Source organism: Flavobacterium sediminis (assembly GCF_003148385.1).
Classification (GTDB): domain Bacteria; phylum Bacteroidota; class Bacteroidia; order Flavobacteriales; family Flavobacteriaceae; genus Flavobacterium; species Flavobacterium sediminis.
The window spans coordinates 646679-666816 of record NZ_CP029463.1; the positions used below are offsets into that span (position 1 = coordinate 646679).

12 protein-coding genes are annotated in these 20138 nt (G+C 36.2%); 5 read left to right on the plus strand and 7 right to left on the minus strand.

Annotation, left to right across the window (positions count from 1 at the left end):
• Position 1: 1 nt before the first annotated feature.
• The 3 genes from DI487_RS03105 to DI487_RS03115 are packed head-to-tail and all read left to right on the plus strand — an operon-like array spanning position 2 to position 7640.
• The gene (locus DI487_RS03105; protein ID WP_109568361.1) at positions 2 to 3661 is read left to right on the plus strand and encodes an RHS repeat protein; all 3660 of its coding nucleotides are present in this window, start codon (positions 2 to 4) and stop codon (positions 3659 to 3661) included.
• 29 nt (positions 3662 to 3690) lie between these two features.
• Entirely contained in the window at positions 3691 to 7299 is a 3609-nt protein-coding gene (locus DI487_RS16245; RefSeq protein ID WP_109568362.1) for a DUF6443 domain-containing protein, read from the plus strand.
• 2 nt (positions 7300 to 7301) lie between these two features.
• Positions 7302 to 7640, plus strand: coding sequence for a cytochrome c oxidase assembly factor Coa1 family protein (locus DI487_RS03115; RefSeq protein ID WP_109568363.1), 339 nt, complete (start codon positions 7302 to 7304; stop codon positions 7638 to 7640).
• A gap of 189 nt (positions 7641 to 7829) precedes the next feature.
• On the opposite strand, the gene DI487_RS03125 is transcribed toward DI487_RS03115, so the two are convergent.
• Positions 7830 to 8576, minus strand: a complete 747-nt coding sequence (locus tag DI487_RS03125; protein ID WP_109568365.1) for a hypothetical protein — start codon at positions 8574 to 8576, stop codon at positions 7830 to 7832.
• A gap of 144 nt (positions 8577 to 8720) precedes the next feature.
• On the opposite strand from DI487_RS03125, the gene DI487_RS03130 reads away from it, so the two are divergent.
• Together DI487_RS03130 and DI487_RS03135 are read left to right on the plus strand one after the other, a co-directional pair.
• Positions 8721 to 8942 (plus strand): hypothetical protein, encoded by a 222-nt coding sequence (locus tag DI487_RS03130; RefSeq protein WP_109568366.1) that lies wholly within the window; start codon positions 8721 to 8723, stop codon positions 8940 to 8942.
• Between the two features lie 111 nt (positions 8943 to 9053).
• Positions 9054 to 9752 (plus strand): IS1 family transposase, encoded by a 699-nt coding sequence (locus DI487_RS03135; protein ID WP_109568367.1) that lies wholly within the window; start codon positions 9054 to 9056, stop codon positions 9750 to 9752.
• A 478-nt stretch (positions 9753 to 10230) separates the two neighbouring features.
• On the opposite strand, the gene DI487_RS03140 is transcribed toward DI487_RS03135, so the two are convergent.
• From DI487_RS03140 to DI487_RS03165, 6 genes are all read right to left on the minus strand, one after another.
• The gene (locus DI487_RS03140) at positions 10231 to 10878 is read right to left on the minus strand and encodes a response regulator transcription factor (protein WP_109568368.1); all 648 of its coding nucleotides are present in this window, start codon (positions 10876 to 10878) and stop codon (positions 10231 to 10233) included.
• A gap of 27 nt (positions 10879 to 10905) precedes the next feature.
• Complete coding sequence (locus DI487_RS03145) at positions 10906 to 12888, minus strand: tetratricopeptide repeat-containing sensor histidine kinase (protein ID WP_109568369.1); 1983 nt, start codon at positions 12886 to 12888, stop codon at positions 10906 to 10908.
• A gap of 92 nt (positions 12889 to 12980) precedes the next feature.
• Positions 12981 to 15572 carry a tail fiber domain-containing protein gene (locus tag DI487_RS03150; RefSeq protein WP_170108161.1) on the minus strand — a complete coding sequence of 864 codons (2592 nt, stop codon included), beginning with the start codon at positions 15570 to 15572 and terminating at the stop codon, positions 12981 to 12983.
• Between the two features lie 131 nt (positions 15573 to 15703).
• A complete protein-coding gene (locus DI487_RS03155) occupies positions 15704 to 17161 on the minus strand; it encodes an MBOAT family O-acyltransferase (protein ID WP_109570589.1) in 1458 nt (485 codons plus the stop codon).
• Positions 17162 to 17220: 59 nt separating this feature from the next.
• Positions 17221 to 18648, minus strand: coding sequence for a GDSL-type esterase/lipase family protein (locus DI487_RS03160; protein WP_109568371.1), 1428 nt, complete (start codon positions 18646 to 18648; stop codon positions 17221 to 17223).
• The gene (locus DI487_RS03165; protein ID WP_109568372.1) at positions 18638 to 20131 is read right to left on the minus strand and encodes an SGNH/GDSL hydrolase family protein; all 1494 of its coding nucleotides are present in this window, start codon (positions 20129 to 20131) and stop codon (positions 18638 to 18640) included. Before DI487_RS03165 ends, DI487_RS03160 begins: the two co-directional genes overlap by 11 nt.
• Between the last annotated feature and the right edge of the window lie 7 nt (positions 20132 to 20138).

Genomic DNA, 20138 nt, shown 5'->3' on the forward strand with positions numbered 1-20138 from the left:
AATGATAAAATATAAACTAATTACTGCTTTTTGTCTCTTTTTAAGTTTTTTAGGGTACGGACAAGAAGAACTGGAATTGCCGGATTATGCAGTTCCGTCACCACAATCAAACGGATTGGCACAATTCGGAGATTTGAATATAGATGAGTCGAGCGGAAAATTTTCACATACCATTTCGGTATTTAATTATCCGGCGGGTAGTATAAACGTTCCCGTAGGTTTAACATACATGGGAAATGGAGTTAAAGTTGAAGAAAACCCTGACTGGACAGGGATGAATTGGAATTTGAATGCAGGAGGCGTGATCACAAGAACGGTGCGTGATCTTCCGGATGAAACGACATATCCGTCCTATCATTATTCACCGGATCAGATTGCCGATATGTTCCAAAGCGGAGAAATAGCAGATATGGATGATTTTGGTTTTTTTGTAGAAGACAATAAGAACTACGATTCTGAAGCCGATGTGTTCAGTTTTAATTTTCTGGGATACTCAGGAACATTTTATTTAGAGAAGGACAGTTTGGGGAACTACAGTGCAAAACTTTCCAAATACGAATCAGAATTCAAAGTAGAGCTACTCGGTAATTTTTCAGCACCTAACGGGTTTTATGATTTCGGAGATCAAAGTTCAAACAATCCGCATTACGAGTTTAAGTTTACAGGACCAGACGGGACGACCTATTTTTTCGGTGGTGTAGTGACCAGTCAAACCGGAGCCGATAATTTTGAGGCAGTAGAGGAAACGGAACTATTTGACCACAACCCGTTACACCAAAGCATGAGAGCTAAAACAGCTTTTTACCTTACCAAGATAGAAAGCTTTAACGGAGATACCGTTTATTTTACGTATGAAACCATTCCCAGCTATTATGTTTACTATAAAAAGAACCAAAAGGTAAGTAAAATAATTTATTCAGAATCAGAGCCAGGTTGTGAAGGAAGTTCTTCTACTCCTGAAAATAACATGCAGACCCTGACCGTTAGAAATAAAATATTTAACGGAAAGTTCTTAAAGCAGATTTGGAGTCCGCAAAACGGACTGTATGTCGATTTTACGTCCACAGGAGTTTACGAACAGGTAACACCGATAACCACTAACTTAAAATACAAGGTGCTGAGTCAGATCAGTTACGGGACCAATACTTTTAATCTGAGCTATTCCCCTTCATTGACCCAGTTAGCCTCAGGGGATATCGACAAATTCTTTTTAGTGGATACGAACATGGAATCCAGCTCAGGAACTACAACCCTGCAGTATACTTTTGAATACGAAGATCTGAACAACATTCCGGGGGTTAACTCTAATGCACAGGACTATTTGGGCTATTTTAACGGAGTTACAGCCAATGCTAACCTACTGCCTAAGAATGCCGAGAAATTATTTTCAGATTATTTATTACTTTATATAACCCCTGAAACGGGACCTTTATCGTATTACGATTATATATATGAGCAATCAAAATTCTCAGAGATCGGTAATTTAGCCGACAGAGAACCTTATTTTGATTATGCAACCAATGGGTGTTTAAAGAAAATAACCTACCCGACCGGAGGATATACCCTGATCGATTATGAACCGGAAGACAAAAAAACGGTTTATGCCGATAAAGAACTACAGATCAATTTTGATCCGGTTTTCGGTTCAGACATGGAAGACGAACTGCTTTTATCAAATTATACAGTAGTTTTTTCGGGCAATGATTTTTATGAAGTATATAATGATCTTCCGGGAATTCCGGAAGAACAAACGGTTGAGTTGACCTTAACCTTTACAGGGTCTAATACTAATGTGGCGACCTTAGATTACAGAGATTTTGCATACGTGGAGATCACGAATATAACTACGGATTCCGTATTTACAAAAAACCTGCATTTTCCGGCAGAAGAGCTGATGAATAGCGCAGGGCAAACGAGTTTTACGACACAATACGCTTTTAATTATACGTTTAAGAAACAGGATAAGTACAATATCAAGATCGGTTTTGGGGATAATTATGCACCCAATGAGGGCTATATAAATGATCCTAACACGACTATGCTGACACCTAATTTGTTCGGAAAACTGGAATTCAAATATTTAGACGGTTACGATCCGGACGACGGATTGGGGATCAGAGTAAAACGCATTGTAGATTACACAGCTTCCGGAGAAACAGCTTCCTATAAGCGGTATTATTACTCAAACATTCAGAAATTAGACGATACAGGAATAAAAAAATATTATCCTTTGTTCCATAGTTTTTCTTTAGAAGGAACACAAGGTTTTAATCAGGGGACACAGTCAAATTGCATGGTGCTATCGACCTATATGGAGATGAATTCACAACTGCAGGCGTTTAACCTTCCGGTGCTTTATGGAGCATTGGAAGAAGAAAGAACCGTTAGCGTGAGCCTTGGCGGAGAGAATTTTGAAAAAGGAGGCTATGAAAAAGATTTTTATACGCAAAGAGATGAGTATCAAGAGTTCTTTAACCCGGCAGGAGAAGAATACGGCTCTTATTATTCTGCTTTAGCCTATACCTTTAAAAGCTTTAACAATGCGGCAACCAATACAAGTGCTGTAGACGGACTCTTGCTCAGGGAAAGGCTTTGGGAAAGAACCAACTCGGCTCCTGATCTGCGATTGCAAAAAGAAACCTGCTACGATTACCATATCAACTTTTTTCACCAAAACCCTAATATGCTTTATGTACAGATGTTCCAAAGTACTTTTGGTTTTACTGGAAATGCAACGAATTTGGGCTCAATGTATATGGGCTATTATTTCAATAATACCTATAAACCGGAGCTGCGATGGAAGGTTGAAACTGATTTTTTAAGCGATGTAAGCGTATGGGATTATTTTACGGCCAACACCAGTTTTAACCTTAATCAATTACCCGATTACAGTTCGTTTGACACCCGAACGTTAAGAACAGATTATCTGGATAATATCAATAACATTTATTCCGGTATGCCGGGACATATAAAAACCACCAACAGCAGTGGAGAGATACTAGAGGTAAAAAATTACTATCCTACGGATTATTTTCTGGGGCAACTGACGAATTTAAGCGGTAGCGAGCTAACAGCCTACGGAGCACTTGAAACAGCCAACCGTATAGCACAACCGATCTATGTTGAAAGCTTTAAAAATACCGGCAAAACATCGGCCGTAAAATACATTTACGAACAACCGGATGCAAACCTACCTTTTCTACTGAGTAAGGTACAGAGTGCTAAAGAAGATCAGTCGTTAGAGGACCGCATCATTTATGCAAAATACGACGATAACGGAAACCCCGTAGAGGTTCAAAAAGAAAAAGGAGTCAAAGTGGTATACATCTGGTCAGAGAGCAGAAAACCGTTGTATAAAGTGGTTAACAGCGATTATGATACCGTGATGGCAGCCTTGACCGCATCGGGAATTACCCTGGGCAACGGTTTTAGCGGAGCTACGATCAGTGCAAACCAAACCTTGATCAATCAAAGCACCCTGGCAACAGCCCAAGTTTATTGTTACCGCTATAATATGTACGATCTGATCGTACAGATGGTTCAACCTAACGGAAACTATATAGATTATCAGTACGACGCCTTCAACCGTTTACAGAATGTCAAAGACAAAGACGGCAACATCCTGAGCGAAAACGAAATACACTATACAAGCGATAACTAACCCCCTAAACAAGAATAAAGTATAATCTTATGCGTAAAAAACTGTTATTTTTCCTTTCATTGGTACCGGTTCTTGCTTTAGGGCAAAGTCCGGATCAGAATTATGTAAAGACCACGACCTACAAGCAGCCCAATACAACCTCATTGAGTAACCCGGGCGCAGACGAGGCAGTAGTACAAATCACCTATTATGACGGATTAGGGCGCCCTGTTCAGCAGATTGCCCACAAACAGTCTAATGGCGGAAACGATATTGTGACCCCTGTGGAATACGATGCTTTCGGTAGGCAAACCAAAGAGTTCCTGCCTTATGCAAACAGCGCACCGAGTTTAAATTATATAGATGCAACCACCGTGAGTTCAGATCTGAACAGCTTTTATAGTTCCTATAACGGAGGAACCACCACCCCGTTCAGCGAAAAAGAACTGGAAGCCTCACCTTTAGACCGTATAAAGAAACAAGCAGCTCCGGGAGATGCCTGGGCGATGAACAGCGGAAAAGAGATCCGTTTTGACTACCAGTCAAACGATGCTAACGAAGTAAAGCTCTTTCAGGCTACAGCAAGCTGGGACGCTACTTTAGAGATCTATAGCATAGCTCTGGTACAACAAATGGCTTATAATGCACAAGAACTCTATAAGACCGTAACCAAAGACGAGAACTGGACCAGCGGTAAGAACCATACCACCGAAGAATTTAAGAACAAAGAAGGACAAGTGGTTCTTAAACGAACGTATGCCGATTACGGAGCACAAACCGAAGTAAAACACGACACCTATTACGTTTACGACCAGTTCGGCAACCTGACCTATGTATTGCCTCCTCTGGCTGCTGCCAGCGATATTACCCAGGACATACTGGACGAGTTGTGTTACCAGTACCGCTACGACAAACGCAACCGTTTGGTCGAGAAAAAACTACCCGGAAAACAATGGGAGTACATCGTGTACAACAGTCAGGATCAGGTAGTGGCAAGCGGTCCGGCATACAACCCTTGGGGAGCCACAGGGGAAAACGACAAAGGCTGGTTGATCACCAAGTACGATGTATTCGGAAGAGTGCTCTATACCGGTTACTACACCGGAAGAGCAGTTAAAGCTGTAGAGCGTACCGCTTATCAGGCCGAACAGGATCTCGTTGGTGAATTTTTTGAACGGATAGACGATACGTTTACCTACGATAATGTTACACTGGGGTATACCAATAAAGTACTGCCTACTTCAGGTTTCAAGCTTTTAAGCCTGAACTATTATGACAATTACGATTATCCTTTTGCTCCGGCAACCGTTCCTACTACATTGCCGAACAGTACTTACCCGATAGCACAGCATGTAAAAGGTTCCCCTACAGGTAGCTGGGTAAGAGTATTAGACGACCCGACCGCTACCACGGCTACCGTAAGTTATACGTTGTACGATGACAAATACCGCCCGGTACGGACTTATACGACCAATCATTTAGGCGGTTATACCCAGGTAGATACCAAACTGGACTGGGCAGGACAGGTGGACTATACCCTGACAACCCACCAATACGATGCCAATGCAGCGGTAGTTACCGTAAAGGATATGTATACCTATACCGACCAAGGCCGTTTGTTGCTGCACAAACAGCAGATCGACCAGACTGCCGAACAATTGATCAGCAAAAATACCTATGACGAGCTGGGGCAATTGATCAGCAAAAATGTGGGCGGTACAGACGTTACGGGAGCAACCGCTTTACAAACGGTAGACTATACCTACAACATCAGAGGTTGGTTGACAAACATTAATGATGTTAATAATGTTATGACAGGCAATGACCTGTTTAACTTTAAGATCGATTATAACGACTATGCTTCTCTGGCGATCCATGATGCGGCACCGGATGCTTTGTATAACGGAAACATCTCGGCTACCTATTGGCGAACGGCAAATGATAATGTCCTGCGAAAATACAATTATTCGTATGACGACTTAAACCGATTGACCAATGCAGATTATCTTAAACCGGAAGCGACAGCCGTTTTTAACAACTACAAAGAACAAGTAAGTTACGATAAGAACGGTAACATTAAAACTTTGGTTCGAAACGGAGACCGCGATACCGACGGCACCCAGTCAGAACAGGAAATAGACAACCTTACCTATACGTATTCGAATAACGATACCGGTAACCAATTGTTAAAAGTATTTGACAGTACCAATATGCCATCGGGTTTCAAGGATGATAGTAACGGGATATATGATCCGGATGACGATTATGCGTATGATGCCAACGGCAACATGATCAGTGATGCCAACAAAGGTATAACCAATATCACGTACAACCATTTAAACCTTCCGGTAGAGATTACATTTGGAACCAGTGCAAAAATCGTATATCTTTATGATGCTTTAGGAACCAAAGTGATGAAAAGTGTATTGGACTATTTAGGAAGTGAAACAGCACAAACGGCTTATTTACAAGGCGGTTTTCAATACGTGGACAACGTATTGAAGTTTTTCCCGCATGCAGAGGGTTATGTGAACGTCACGGAAGCTTGCACTATTTTTGGTAGTTGTGGCTTTGCTTACAATTATGTGTTCAACTACACCGATCATTTAGGGAACATCAGATTGAGTTATGGAATAGACCCTGAAACGAGTACCCTTAAGATCATGGAGGAGAACCATTATTATCCTTTTGGGTTAAAACATGCTAATTACAACAGTGATGAGTTGTTGTATCAAAAAGGCACAGCAGGAGCCGTAGTATTAAAAGGACCAACTACAACAGTGGAATCGGTGTATAAATTCAAATTTAATGGCTTTGAGCTTCAAGATGAACTTGGTTTAAACGTATATGACTATGGTGCAAGGAATTACGATCCGGCACTGGGTAGATGGATGAATATTGACCCATTGGCTGAAAATAGTAGAAGATGGACACCGTATAATTATGCCTACAACAACCCAATGTATTTTATTGACCCTGATGGAATGCAAGCAGAAGGAGGAGACCCACGTAAAAGCTGGTTTGGCAGGGCTTGGGATAGTGTTAAATCATTTTTTGGAGCTAATAATCAAAGTAATGGATTTGTTGAAGTTGGTAATGCTGTAGCTGAATTTTTAGACGAAAACGAAGTAGTAGCGGACTTTAATTTTAATTCAAAATTTTCTATTGGCGCTGGTGTGAGTTTATCAGCAGGTGATGCAAATTTATCAGTAAATGGGGAATTAGTAGGTGTTGAATTACTTGATGTTAGTGGTAGTTTGTTAGATGAAAATAGCTTTGAAAGCGATTATGCATTAAAAGACGGACAGTTAGAAGTTAGTCAATCAGTAGATGTTTCATTTACAGATGGGAAGACAAAAGTGATTGCTGTTAAAGGGGAAAATTCATTTGTTGCATATAGTAGTGATTTAGATAAAACAACTGATGAAAAATCAAGTTTTGAATATTTATCAAAATCATCTGGCTCTTTAGAGGGCAGTAATAAAGAATCTGCGAAAGGAACATCAGTTACAACAGAAGGGCCATTACATAATAGCCCTACAGGAAGCATAAATGCAGAAAGTACATCAGACTCTTCAACAATTAAAGTTTCTGGGAAAGGTGGTGCAGGTATTAAATTTGGGATAAGTTTAGAATTAGGATTTAAAAGGAGAAAATAAAAATGAAAAATAAATTTATTAAATACTTAGTTTATTCAATTATTGGCATTATTGTACTATATATTTCTGTAACAATAGGAAACACTATTAAAATTAGTAATTCTGAATCTTTTAAAGTTGCTAAAGATTATGTGCTTAATGATGAGAATATAATCAATCAGTTAGGTAATATTAAAAGGTTTGGTTCATTCCCGAGTGGTAGAATCAAAACAATTAATGGTATAGAGCATGCACAAATTGAATTATTTGTTGAAGGGAGTATTAAAGAAAGTAATGTTATTTTAATTATGGAAAAGAATAGAAATGATTGGGAAGTAAAAGATTTTTTTTATAATGACTAAGCTTTTATATATTGTCCTTTCATTAAGTTTTATAATGTTGTTATTTAGCTTTCTTAAATTTATTTCAATGTTAATTGAAAATGATTTCGTAAAAGCTTTTTTACAATTAGTTCCAATATTTTTTTTCGGAATAATATCAATTGTTATATTTTTAATTATAAAAAAAAAGGAAAAGTAGGTGGTTTGAACCTACTTTTCTTTTTCTGTTATAGAATTCCCAATTTGTAAGAATAAATATAAATTTTTCTCTATTTCGCTTTTTTGACTTGATGCTGTATAAGTGATAATCTTACTTTTATTTTTTATCCAAATGATCAAAAAAGCAATATCTTCATTTTGATAATTAATAAAATATTTAAAAATATAAGATTCTTGTTTTATTATGTTATTTTTTGAGAAGCTAACTTCTTTTAAATTTGGAAAATCTTTTTGAATTTGATCTTTATCATTCCGAATATAATCTTCAAATTTCATAGAATTTAGTTCTTCAAATCTTAGAACAATATTTGGACAATAATTAAGAGTTTCATCACAATTTTTTACAGATGTAAGAAGAGTATTTGAATCATTAAATACAGTATTTGTATTCCAATTTTTAGGAACTGGGATAAAAGAGTTTATTTTTTGCAAATAGACATCATTGTAAATATAATCATTTTTGTCTAAAACATATAGTAAAGAATCTTTATAAAATCTTTTGACTGCAATTAGGTTTTTACCTTCATAATATTTCCAAACGCCATGCTTTTGTTTGTTTAATAAGTTACCTTCCTCAATAATATTCCCATTATCATCTTTAATTATATGTTTTTCTTCTGCATTATTTTGTTGGTCATTACTTTTAGTTTGATTGGATTCAAAAGGAACTTTAGTATTGTCTTCGTTTTTGCATGAAAAGAAAAATATAAGTAATGTTAAATACAATAGCTTTTTCATTTTGATAAATTTTGTTGTAAAATTAATGTATTATTCAAAATGAAGCAAAGTAAAAAAGCATTATACTTTATAAATTAAAAAAGGCGATTCCTAACCGTTTCGCCTTTTTCATCTATTTAAGAGTCTTATGATAAACTAGGGCAATTGATCAGAAAAAATGTTGGCGGTACAGACGTTACGGGAGCAACGGGTTTACAAACGGTAGACTATACCTACAACATCAGAGGTTGGTTGACAAACATTAACAATGTGAACACCTTAGGAGATGATCTTTTTGCTTTTTCCATAGGATATAACGATCCGCAAGAAAGCCCGGAGGCACTCTATAACGGAAATATCGGTAGTGTTTCAAATTTAGTGATATAAAATTTCAGAATTATAACCTATTGAAATAGAACAAATAATAGAAAAAAATAATTTAAAGATGAGCAATACTGCTCATCTTTTTTATTCTAATATTGCCTTAAATGAACTAAAATGAGTAAAAATGCCACCTCGTGTTTCAAAGTTAGTGATACTATAAATTGTCCAAAATGTAAAGAGAAAAAGGTTATTAAAAACGGGAGAACAAAAAACAATAAACAGCAATATTATTGTAAAACCTGCTGTCATCGTTTTATAGAAAATTATTCATATCAAGCATATAATCCAAATACAAACCAAAATATCATCAAATTAACAAAAGAAGGTTTAGGGATAAGAAGTATAGCCAGAATATTAAAAATTTCACCAACAACATTATTGAAAAGGATTGTGTCAATTGCCAAAAGCATTATCAGTCCAATTATCAGTAAAGGAAAAACATATGAAGTTGATGAATTATGCACTTACATTAGACATAAGAAAAATTATATCTGGTTAGTATATGCGCTTGAGAGAAACTCAAAAAATGTTGTCAGTTTTAATGTTGGAAAACGCACAAATAGAACATTAAGCCAAGTTCTTGAAACTTTGAAACTATCCGATGCGAAAAAAATATATACAGATAGATTAAAAAACTACAGCTATTTGATTGACGAGAAACTACATTCCGTAAAACGTTTCGGTACAAATCATATTGAAAGAAAAAATCTAACACTCAGAACACATCTTAAAAGATTGAACCGAAGGACAATTTGTTTCAGTAAAAGCTTGCTTGTTTTGGTTTCCATTTTAAAAATTTACTTTTGGATTTGAGTTATTAAATTGAAAGTTATTTTTTGAAAATAGCTAGAATTTTTCTTAACGATATTCTCAAAGACGATTCCTAACCGTCGCCTCATTCACAAAAAACCCAATACAAACCATTTAAAAAGTCTTAAATAAGCCTTATTGAGGTTGTGGAAATAACGGGGAAGGTTATAAAATACAAATCCTTAAGAAGGAATTTTATTAAGAGGAGCCTCCATCATCATAACGAAAAGTAACTTTACAGGCTTTAACTTTGTCCGTAAGCTCATCAATATACATGAAATGCTTTGTAAAAACCTTTTGAAGAACTCATCTAATGTTATTCTACTAGAAATCAACTACAGTAACACACACCAATAGCATCATTTATTTGCTGCTGAATATTGCTTCTTGCTTTGTACTCAGCATTTAATTTTTTCACATTCGATTTAAACTCTTTGTTGTAAACGAATTTGCTCTGATTTTACAAAATAAAAAAACCTTTTTAAAGAGTTATTATAATTTCTTTATAATCCAACGCCCATTGGTTCAGTGCATCAAACGAAGGGTTTAACTCTAGTTTTGAGATAATATTTGATCTGTGTTTTTCGATAGTCCGCTTAGAAACTTTAAGAATTTCTCCGATTTCGGCAGAACTTTTCTCTTGGGCAATAAGCCGGACAACTGTTCGTTCAGAAGGTGTTAACAACGCTATTTTTCTCAATTCTTTGTCAACTTCTTTTTCCACATCAACAGTAAAAGACCGACTAAAATAGATTTCATTATTCAGTACTTTTTCTATACAAATCTCTATATCTGCAATAGTATCTTCCTTCAGTAAATACCCGTGAACTCCCACCTTTTTGGCTTGTACTACAAATCCTCTTTCTTTGTGATAGGTCATAATGACAAACCGGGTTTTGAGTTCCAAGCTCTGGCATTTTTTAATTACCTCAAAACCGTTCAGAAATGGCATTTCCACATCTAAAATGGCAATATCCGGTTGCATAGAAGCTATTACCTCAACAGCTGTAGTACCATTATTAGCGGTAGCCTGAATATTATATCCTGCTTTTTCAAGCTCTTCTCTTAATCCGTTAAGCATAATCGGATGGTCATCAGCAATTATTATTGATATTTGACTCTTTAGCATAGCTTTCTGTTTTTTCTGTTTAATTCTCTATTCCACTGTATTTATGCCGGACGAACTATTTATTACTATTTCAACAACAGTTCCTGCATTTGATGAATTAACCTTTAGTACTGCATGAATGATCTTACATCTTTCAATAACTGACTGTATACCAATACTTTTAGAATATTTTATTTTTTGTTGGTAATCAAAGCCTTTTCCGTTATCTTCAATTACGCATAGAATGAGATTCTCTTTTTTGACTATGTCTATCATAACGGATGTAGCCTGCGCGTGTTTCAAGATGTTATTTAATAATTCCTGAAAGATCCTATACAGGTGTAATGCCGATTGTTTCTCCAGAAAAGCATCTATATTTTCTATTTCCGTTGTAAAAAACAGGTCTGAGTTTTCATCAATTGTATTGATATAATCCTGAATGGCAACTGTAAATCCGAATTTTTCTAAGATTGCCGGATGCAGTCCTCTGGAGATCGCTCTTACATTTTCGAGTGTATCTTTTGCCAGATATTGTAAGCTCTCGTCACTACTGTTTCCGGCTCGTCTTGTGAGGAGCATTAATTGCTGTCCTACCCCATCATGCAGTTCCAACGCCACACGAATTCGTTCTTCTTCCTGAGCCATTAGCGTTTTTTGAATAAAAGCTTCCTGCATTTTTTGTTTCTTTCTTGCAAAATTTCTGGAACGTTGCCCGCTAATGAAACCAAAAAGACTTAGTAAACCTAATCCTCCGAAAAGCAACCACTGATTCTTAACTTTATTTTCAGTATTGAGAAGTGCTATATCATTTTGCTGCGCTTTTATTTTCAAATCTCTTTTTTCGGTTTCGTATAAAGTCTGATAATAACTTAACGTTCGTGCTTTTTGAATGTCTCCTATAGAATCTTTTATTTTAACATAATTTTCAAAATGTTCTAAAGCCATTTTATCATTTCCTGTTTTTTTATAAACTTTTGATAAGAACTTTTCTGCATTTTGAATCTCTTCATACTCCTTACTTGCTTTTTTTAGGTTTAAATAAGCCATTCCATAATCAATTGCTTCAGCATAGTTCTGTTCTGCGAATGCTACTCTCTTTCGGGCATCAAGATAAAATGATTCGTTATAGCCTATGGTATAATTGTTATTCTGTTCAACTTCATTCAATAGTTTTTTAGCTTTTTTCAAACTATCATTCTCAGCATAAGCTGCAACTAATCCAAACTTTATAATCGGTTCTAAAAAAGTTTTGTATTCTGAAGATTCATTAGATGTTATTGCTTTCTTAAAATAATTGATCCTTTCCTCTTGTTTGTTTAATTTATTAGCACTGGCTGCTGCATTATAATAAATAATAGATAAACCGGAATAGCCTTTTAACTTGGAAGCTAAAGCTATGATTTCCTGACGCTCTTTTTCTTCTTCTTCATAAAACCCGTTCTTACCATATAAAATAGTCATTGAGTTTTTAACATCAATCCATTTAATGGTATCTTTTTGCTCTCTAAATAATTTTATAGCTTCTTGCAGGGCTAAAGAAGCATTTCCGAAATCTCCTTTATCTACATAGACTATTCCTAATCCGAATTTTGACAAACCCATAAAACGCGGATTATCCGGATCAGCATAAGTATAAGAGTTGTTGTAATTCTCTATAGAAACGTCAAAATCACCTAAATAATAATACAAATCGGCAATTTCAAAATAATATTTACTCAACGTGTTTTTATCATGAGCAAGAGGTACTATTTTCTTTGTTTCTGCTATAACTTTTCTACCTTCTTCTCTTTGATTCGTCTGATAATTTATAAAATTTATCAGATTTGCCGATTGCTTTACGGCTATATCAAATGAATCTAATTTTATAGCCATTGCAATTGTTTCTCTAAGTAAGGAATCGCTTTCCTGAGGAAGGTCGGATAGACTATCCATCACAATCAAACGTTCAGCATCCTTTTTTTGCTCAAGAACAGTCTGAGCTTTACAAAATACTCCTAAATTTAAAAGAAAAACAATTGCTATTATTCTCATTGAATGTTCATTTTCCGTAAAGATATTATTTTTTAAAAAAGGCTAGCTTTCATTGTTTCTTTAAATATCATTACGTTTCTCCTTCAAAATAATTAATCTGAAAGTAGATCTTCTATTTTTTCTAACCGGATCGTCATTTCTCTATATTGCTTTTCTAATTCTTCATTCTTTCTTTCCAACAGATTCAATTGCTTTTGTAAAACTTCATTGGTACTCTTAACAGCATTATTTTCCTCCGAAAGCTTTTTTATACTATTTACTAACATAAATGTCAGAGCACTTGTATCTACATTATAATATTCCGTATTATCTTTTGTAAAAGTCCCTACCATTTCCGGAGCAATTTCTTTTAATTCCTGTGCAATAACTCCTGTATAAACTGGTTTGGTATCAAAGCCGGATTGTTTGTTGTATTGATACGTTACCGGATTTATTAGTAAAACTTCATCTAAGCCTTTAGTATACGGATTGATATTTTGCTTTAAACGGCTATCACTCGTTGCTATAAAAGTACCACCTCCGGGTTTTGCCGCATCGCCATTCACTTCTAAAGTATAATTAGGGGCTGTAGTTGCAATACCCAAAGCACCATTACCAATACCATCAATAGTCATTACGTGTTTAGTCCCTATTGTTTCAGAGGAATCTGTGCCATAGTCCCATACAAAAAAATCTATTGAATTGCCCTCATCACCAACTCCATTATGTCTCGTTCTTATATTGTGTCTGTAGCTATCATCGTTATTCCAACCAAAAGTTACTTGATTAAAGTTATAAACGTCATTATTGTTACCCCCTCTTAATTGTAAAGGAATTACACCCAAAGCCGCACCTTCAATATCCATCCTTGCCGTTGGTGTATGATTTCCTAACGCACTATTTCCATTTTTAAGAATTGTAAGCGCATTACTCCTATTTGACGTATTTACGCCATTACCAACACTTAACAAAACATCATTAGCATCAAAACTTGTAGTAGATAAAGATGTAAATACTAAATTATTTAATCCTAGTGCCGTTTCGCAAAAAGAAGAAGCTTGTGTACTTAGTCCCAAAGCAATTGAGTTCCCACCAGAAGCAACTGAATTTCTACCCATAGCAGTAGAACAATTACCTGAAGCGGTTGTGGTTTCTCCGAAAGTAGTAGAAAAAGCACCCAGAGCATTTGTATACCTACCCATAGCAGTAGAAAAAAATCCTGAAGCATTAGTAAATGCACCGAAAGCTGTGGCACTTTGACCAGATGCAATAGAGCCTTCTCCAATTGCGGTTGAACGATCTCCCAGAGCTTTAGCCCCAATTCCTAAAGCATTTGAAAAAACTCCCGAAGCTATAGGATTAAATCCAATAGCGACAGAAAAGTTACCTACATTACCATCATCCCACTGATCACTAAACACACTACCAGCTCTAAAAGCACCTTTACTTTTGTCAAAGAACATACGTCTATCATCTCCGGTCCCAGCTATATTTCCTAATGCAGAGCTCCCAAAAACAAAATCATCATTAGCTGTGTTTGTCGTATTCTGAACCACTCCTGCAATACTCTGAAATTCTCCAAAATTAGAAACAACTTCCCAAGTAGCATTACCATCTGCATCTGATACTAATACTTTACCAACCGCCTGATTTCCGTCTTGGAATTTTAAAGTTCCTACTAAGTCCAAAGTTGCCTCGGGATTCTCAACACCAATACCTACATTTCCATTTTTAAGTATTGTTAGCGCATTACTTCTATTTGACGTATTTACGCCATTACCAACGCTTAACAGTCGATCAGAAGAATTGAATGAAGTTGTACTTAGTGGGACATAATTCGTAGCATTTAAGCCTAGAGTCATTTCACCAAATGAAAGAGCCGTATTAGAGTTACCTAACGCAATAGATAAATTTCCTGATGAAATATTAGCTGAACCAATAGCTGTAGAATAATAACCTGAAGCTAAGCTATTATTTCCTATTGCAAAGGCTCCTTCTCCATTAGCAGTACTATAATTACCGATAGCTATTGAATTCGTATTTGTTGCATCATTATCGTAACCAATACCTATAGCGTAATTTCCGGAAACAATTAAATTAGCACCTAAAGCTATAGAAGAATAACCTGTAGCCTGCGAGTATTCCCCTATAGCGGTTGCTATCCCCCCTGACGCCTGATTACCCACCCCAAAAGAGGTTGAGCCTAACCCAGAAGCTAAATTATTAAAACCCATAGCCACAGAACAAATCCCTGTATTTACATTATTCCAAGCATTATCTCCCACTTGTCCGGCTCTAAAAGCAGCCTTTTCTTTATTAAAGAAAAATTTATTGTAATGGTCAGGATTTCCATCCTGATCTAATTGTGTAGCACCAAAGACAAAATCATCCACAGCCGTATTTGTTGTGTTATGCACAATTCCTGAGGTACTTTTAAACTCACCTCCTTTCAAAGAAGTCCAGCTTGTTCCGTTATAATACCAGAACCCTTCTTCACCATTAGTTTGGTAAACCAATAATCCTATTGCGGGTAACACAATAGCTGTTCGCTGGATTTCAGTCATTCTGGGGATCAGAATTCCTTTATCAGTAGAACTGATATCTAATGCAGAAGATGCATCAGGGGATGTTGTATTAATACCCACCTGAGCAAATCCGCATGTAATAAAAAGCAAATAAAACAATAGCAAAGTAAAATATTTCATAATCGTAAAAACATTTGGTGCGAATTTACCTTGGATGCTTTTACTACGAAATACGTATTTCCTGCAAAAAATACGTAGCATACGCATTTTTACTAATGTGATTGTTTATATCAGGTAATAGTATACTATCTTTAAAATTGAAAATAAATAAACGGTTGTGTTCCTTCGGCTGCTGTAGCATACACGACCCAGAATACGAAGCCCAGAAATATTGCTTTTGCCCAAAACGGAAGCTTACCGAATAGCTGTTCGTTGTATTGCATCCATTTTTCCGGCAGAAAATGCCAGATAAAGCCAAAAGCCAGTAACACAAATACATTTCGATACGCTAAAATCATAGTACTCCATTGTTCCCAATTGAATTGTAACTTTGAAATGTTCTCGGCGATCTGAAAGGCAGTACCAAAGTCTTTGGCCCGGAAAAACAACCAACAAAATACCACAAAATGGAACGTTAAAACTACTTGTATACTCTTTATCCAAATGGTTTTAGGTAACTTGATAAACTGACCGAAATAGCGTTCCACAGCTAAGACTAAACCATGCAAAACACCCCAGAATACAAACTTCCAGTTGGCTCCGTGCCACAATCCGCCCAAGAACATGGTCATAAATAAATTGAAATACGTTCTGAACTTTCCTTTGCGGTTCCCACCCATAGAAATGTACAAGTAATCTCTTAGCCAACTTGATAAGGAAATATGCCATCTGCGCCAGAATTCAGTAATGGAAGCCGACTGGTAAGGTGTTCTGAAATTGGGTGGAAGAGTAAACCCCATTAACAATGCTAAACCGATCGCCATATCGGAATAACCGGAGAAATCACAATATATCTGAATCGCATAACCGTAAGATGCCATCAGATTTTCAAAGGCGGTATAACTATTAGGTGCATCAAAAACACGATCGACAAAATTGACTGAAATATAATCGGAAATGACCGCCTTTTTGATCAGTCCGCCAATGATTAAGAATAAGGCTTTATTGAAATCTTCTTTTGTAAGGTTTAACTTTTGGTAAATCTGCGGAATAAAATCACTTGCACGGACGATAGGTCCGGCTACCAATTGCGGAAAGAATGAAACGAAAAATAAAAAGTCAATAAAACTTTTAGTTGGTTCCAGTTCTTTTCGGTAGACGTCAATTGTATAGCTCAAGGTTTGAAAGGTATAAAACGAAATTCCTACCGGAAGCACAATATCCGCAAAAGCAATATGTCCGTCGCTCAACATGTTGAGATTGTCAATAAAGAAATTGGTATACTTAAAATAAGCCAACAAACCTAAATTGATAACCAAACTTATAACCAAATACAATTTCCGATAGCTTTGTCTGCTTTCTGCAAAAATAAGTCGTGACAAACTGTAATCAACAACTGATGAAAAGATCAAAAGCCAGAAATAATGCCCGCTGGACTTGTAATAAAAGAACAAAGAAAATAACACAACATACGTGATCCGGAAATAATGTGTCTTTCGACTTAAAATATAGATAAAATAGAATACCAGAAACATTCCCAAAAACAAACCGCTGTTAAATAACAAAGGTGCTTTAGGATTAAAAGTAAACCAGCTTTCTATCGTTTCCATCGTTACATTCCCTATCAGGTTTTGTAACCCATTGGCTAACAAAAACAAATTGATCAAGGTTATTTCAGTAATTTAAATTGTTCGTATGTATTCATTAATGCTTCAAAAAACATTTCGCCCTGTTTTTCATATCCTGCCTTTGAATAATGTACTTTATCTTTAGCCATTAATCCCTGAGCCGAATTTTGGCTCACTCTTTCATTCCCTCCCATAGCTTTGTACAAATTCCATACGGCAAAATTATCTTCTGATGCTTTTTCTACTAAAAGTGCAGCATAGTCTTTCGCCAGAGCATTAGGATACCTTCTCTTTAACAATGACGGCGGTGGCGTTGTCAATAAAATATCAGCTCCGGGGTTTTCTGCTTTAATTTTAGTTATCATTTGTTGCAATTGGGCGTAATATTCTTCAGTCTCTTTTTTATCAAAACTTTCATTGGTTCCTAAGGAAATAATAAACAGATCTGCTTCCAATGCCGGGATCTGTTCAAAAAACATCGAAAATTTGTTATAATCTGATGCTTTGGCTCCGTTAACCCCTATAGAACTGTATACAATTCCCGCAGTATTCTTTTCTAAGATCAATCCGTTCAATGCAAAATCAGATTGATTTTCGGCCGGAATAATGTATAACTTATCCAATGGTTCCTGACTATAGTATGTACAGGAAGTTTTTCCTTTTATCAATTCCAGAGGAATAAATTCCGTGCGACTGATCTTTTTTGTCTCCGTTTCTTTAGTCGGGATGATTAATTTTTTACCGGCCTGAATGTTATTAGATCTCAGATGATTCTCTTTTTTTATAGCCGCAATACTTACATGGTATTTTTCGGCTATGATGGAAAGTGCTTCACCTCTTTTAATCGTATGAACGATCTTTTTAAACTCAACAGATTCCATAACGATCTCCTTTGAAGCTGTTGCCAGATCAAAACACTTCTGATTGTGTGGCATTAACATCTTTACATTAGAAAAAGTATAACTGGTATCGCGAACGCTCAGCTCAACGGCAAAATCTTTGGCACTGTTGTATAGCGCAATTCCGCTTAACCCCACCGGTTTTGTAGTATCCGGATAAATATTGCGGTAATTTTCAAAACCTACAGATGATTTGTATTTTATAAAATAATTTCCGTTCGTTTTAGCCAAGTTATACGGAAATGTGAAACCCAATCCCCCGTTCCCGAATTTTTCCTGAAACAAACTTCTCATTTCTCCGGAGAAAAAATCAGCCTGAATATGAGAATCTCCAATATGTACAATTCGAAGCTTGCAATCTTTATTCTGCTCTAATTGCTGTAATTTTTCGAAAAAATGTTGTATTGCTCCTCCGTTTAACACAACATCGGTAGCCATACTATCGCCCCGCAATGAATCTTCCAGAAACTCATGGGTTACTTCCTCCGTATCTACTGCTGTCGTATCTATTTGCTGGCATTGTCCGAATTGAAAGATGAACAATATGAAAATGAGTATCTTAATCTGCATGTATAGAATCGTTTTGTGAGGTTACACTGTCTTTTCGTTTCACGGCTACTTTCGTTTTTCGTTTTACTCTCATTTTTTTATACTTTTCATAACCTTCGTCAAGCTGATTGTATACCATGCCGGCTACTTCTCTGGCTCCTCTGTAATTAAAATGTGTATAATCTTTATTAGCTTTTGAAGGCTCTTCTTCTACCCAATGAACCATTGAACCGTCACCTCCCATTAATTCATATAAATTAACGAATCCTGTTTTAGAAGCTACTGCATATTTTTTTTGTGCATTGACTAATGGTACAACTGCAGAATCAGATTGCATCTCTAAATCATATTTCGTTGCTTTATCGGCTGTCGAAATAACCAAAATGGCCACACCCGGAAAACATTGACGCAAATGTTCCACTACCCTGCTCATGCGTTTTTCATACCAAGAGTAGTTATACGATCCGTAATTTAAAACATTTGTTCCGTAATGCAATACGATCAGATCATACCCCAATTGTTTCTGAAATTGTTGCATCAAAGCGGCATCAAACATGGATAAAGGCAAACCTGAATTTCCTCTGCTTGAGAAGTTGTCCACATGCACTCCTTTTCCGTCATCAAAATTCAATCCGTAAACCGGGATACTATCTGCTGCTTTAAAAGTTACTTTTATCGTATTAACATCTGTATTACCGGCTAATTTTAAAGTATTTACCAAATGATCAGGTTTCAAATGTTTCGTAAGTGTATCCGTTTCATTTACAATAACGCTGATTTCGGCTTCTTCGTTTGTCGATTTTCCATAAAAAAGCGTCGGATTATTCAATACTGTTGAAAAACGGTTTCTACCGGCTTTATATTTTACCCAGTTGTTATTCAACGTATCATTAGCCTCAAACACATGACCGTTAACCCCGAACGGAAAAACCGGTTTTTTAGTTTTTAAATAAGATTGCGTTTGCCAATTCTTCGAAAATTGATGCTTTACAGATCCCCTTGAAGCTGCCGACTCTGAAGTGATATTCACAAAACCGACTCCCTGTCCTCCGAATTTTGCCTGAAACAAAGCTCTCAGATCCTGTACGATCATGTCGCCATCCGTCATGGAATCGCCATAATACGCAATACGAACATTTCCGCTGTTTTGCGTTTGTAACTGATAAAGTTTTTCAAAAAAAGGAATTAAATACTGATTCCCTTTGAAATCCCCGTATCTTTCCGCAGGAAATGTTATTCCTTCGATAGGAACAAAGGTTATCTTTTGCTTTGCTTTCGGGTCTATTACCGGTTTAGCAACAACTTCTTTTTCTTTAACTGAATCTATCGGTTTAGCTTCTTCAGCAATTGCTTCCAGTAACAAGCTGTCGATCACTACATTTTTTGTAGCTACTTTGGTTTCAGGAAATATCCTTTCCGGCAAAATCTCTTTAAAAACCGAAAAAGAAATAGTTGCCAGAACCAATGTCGCAAGAGTTATTCCAAAATAGCTATTTGTTTTCACACTAAAA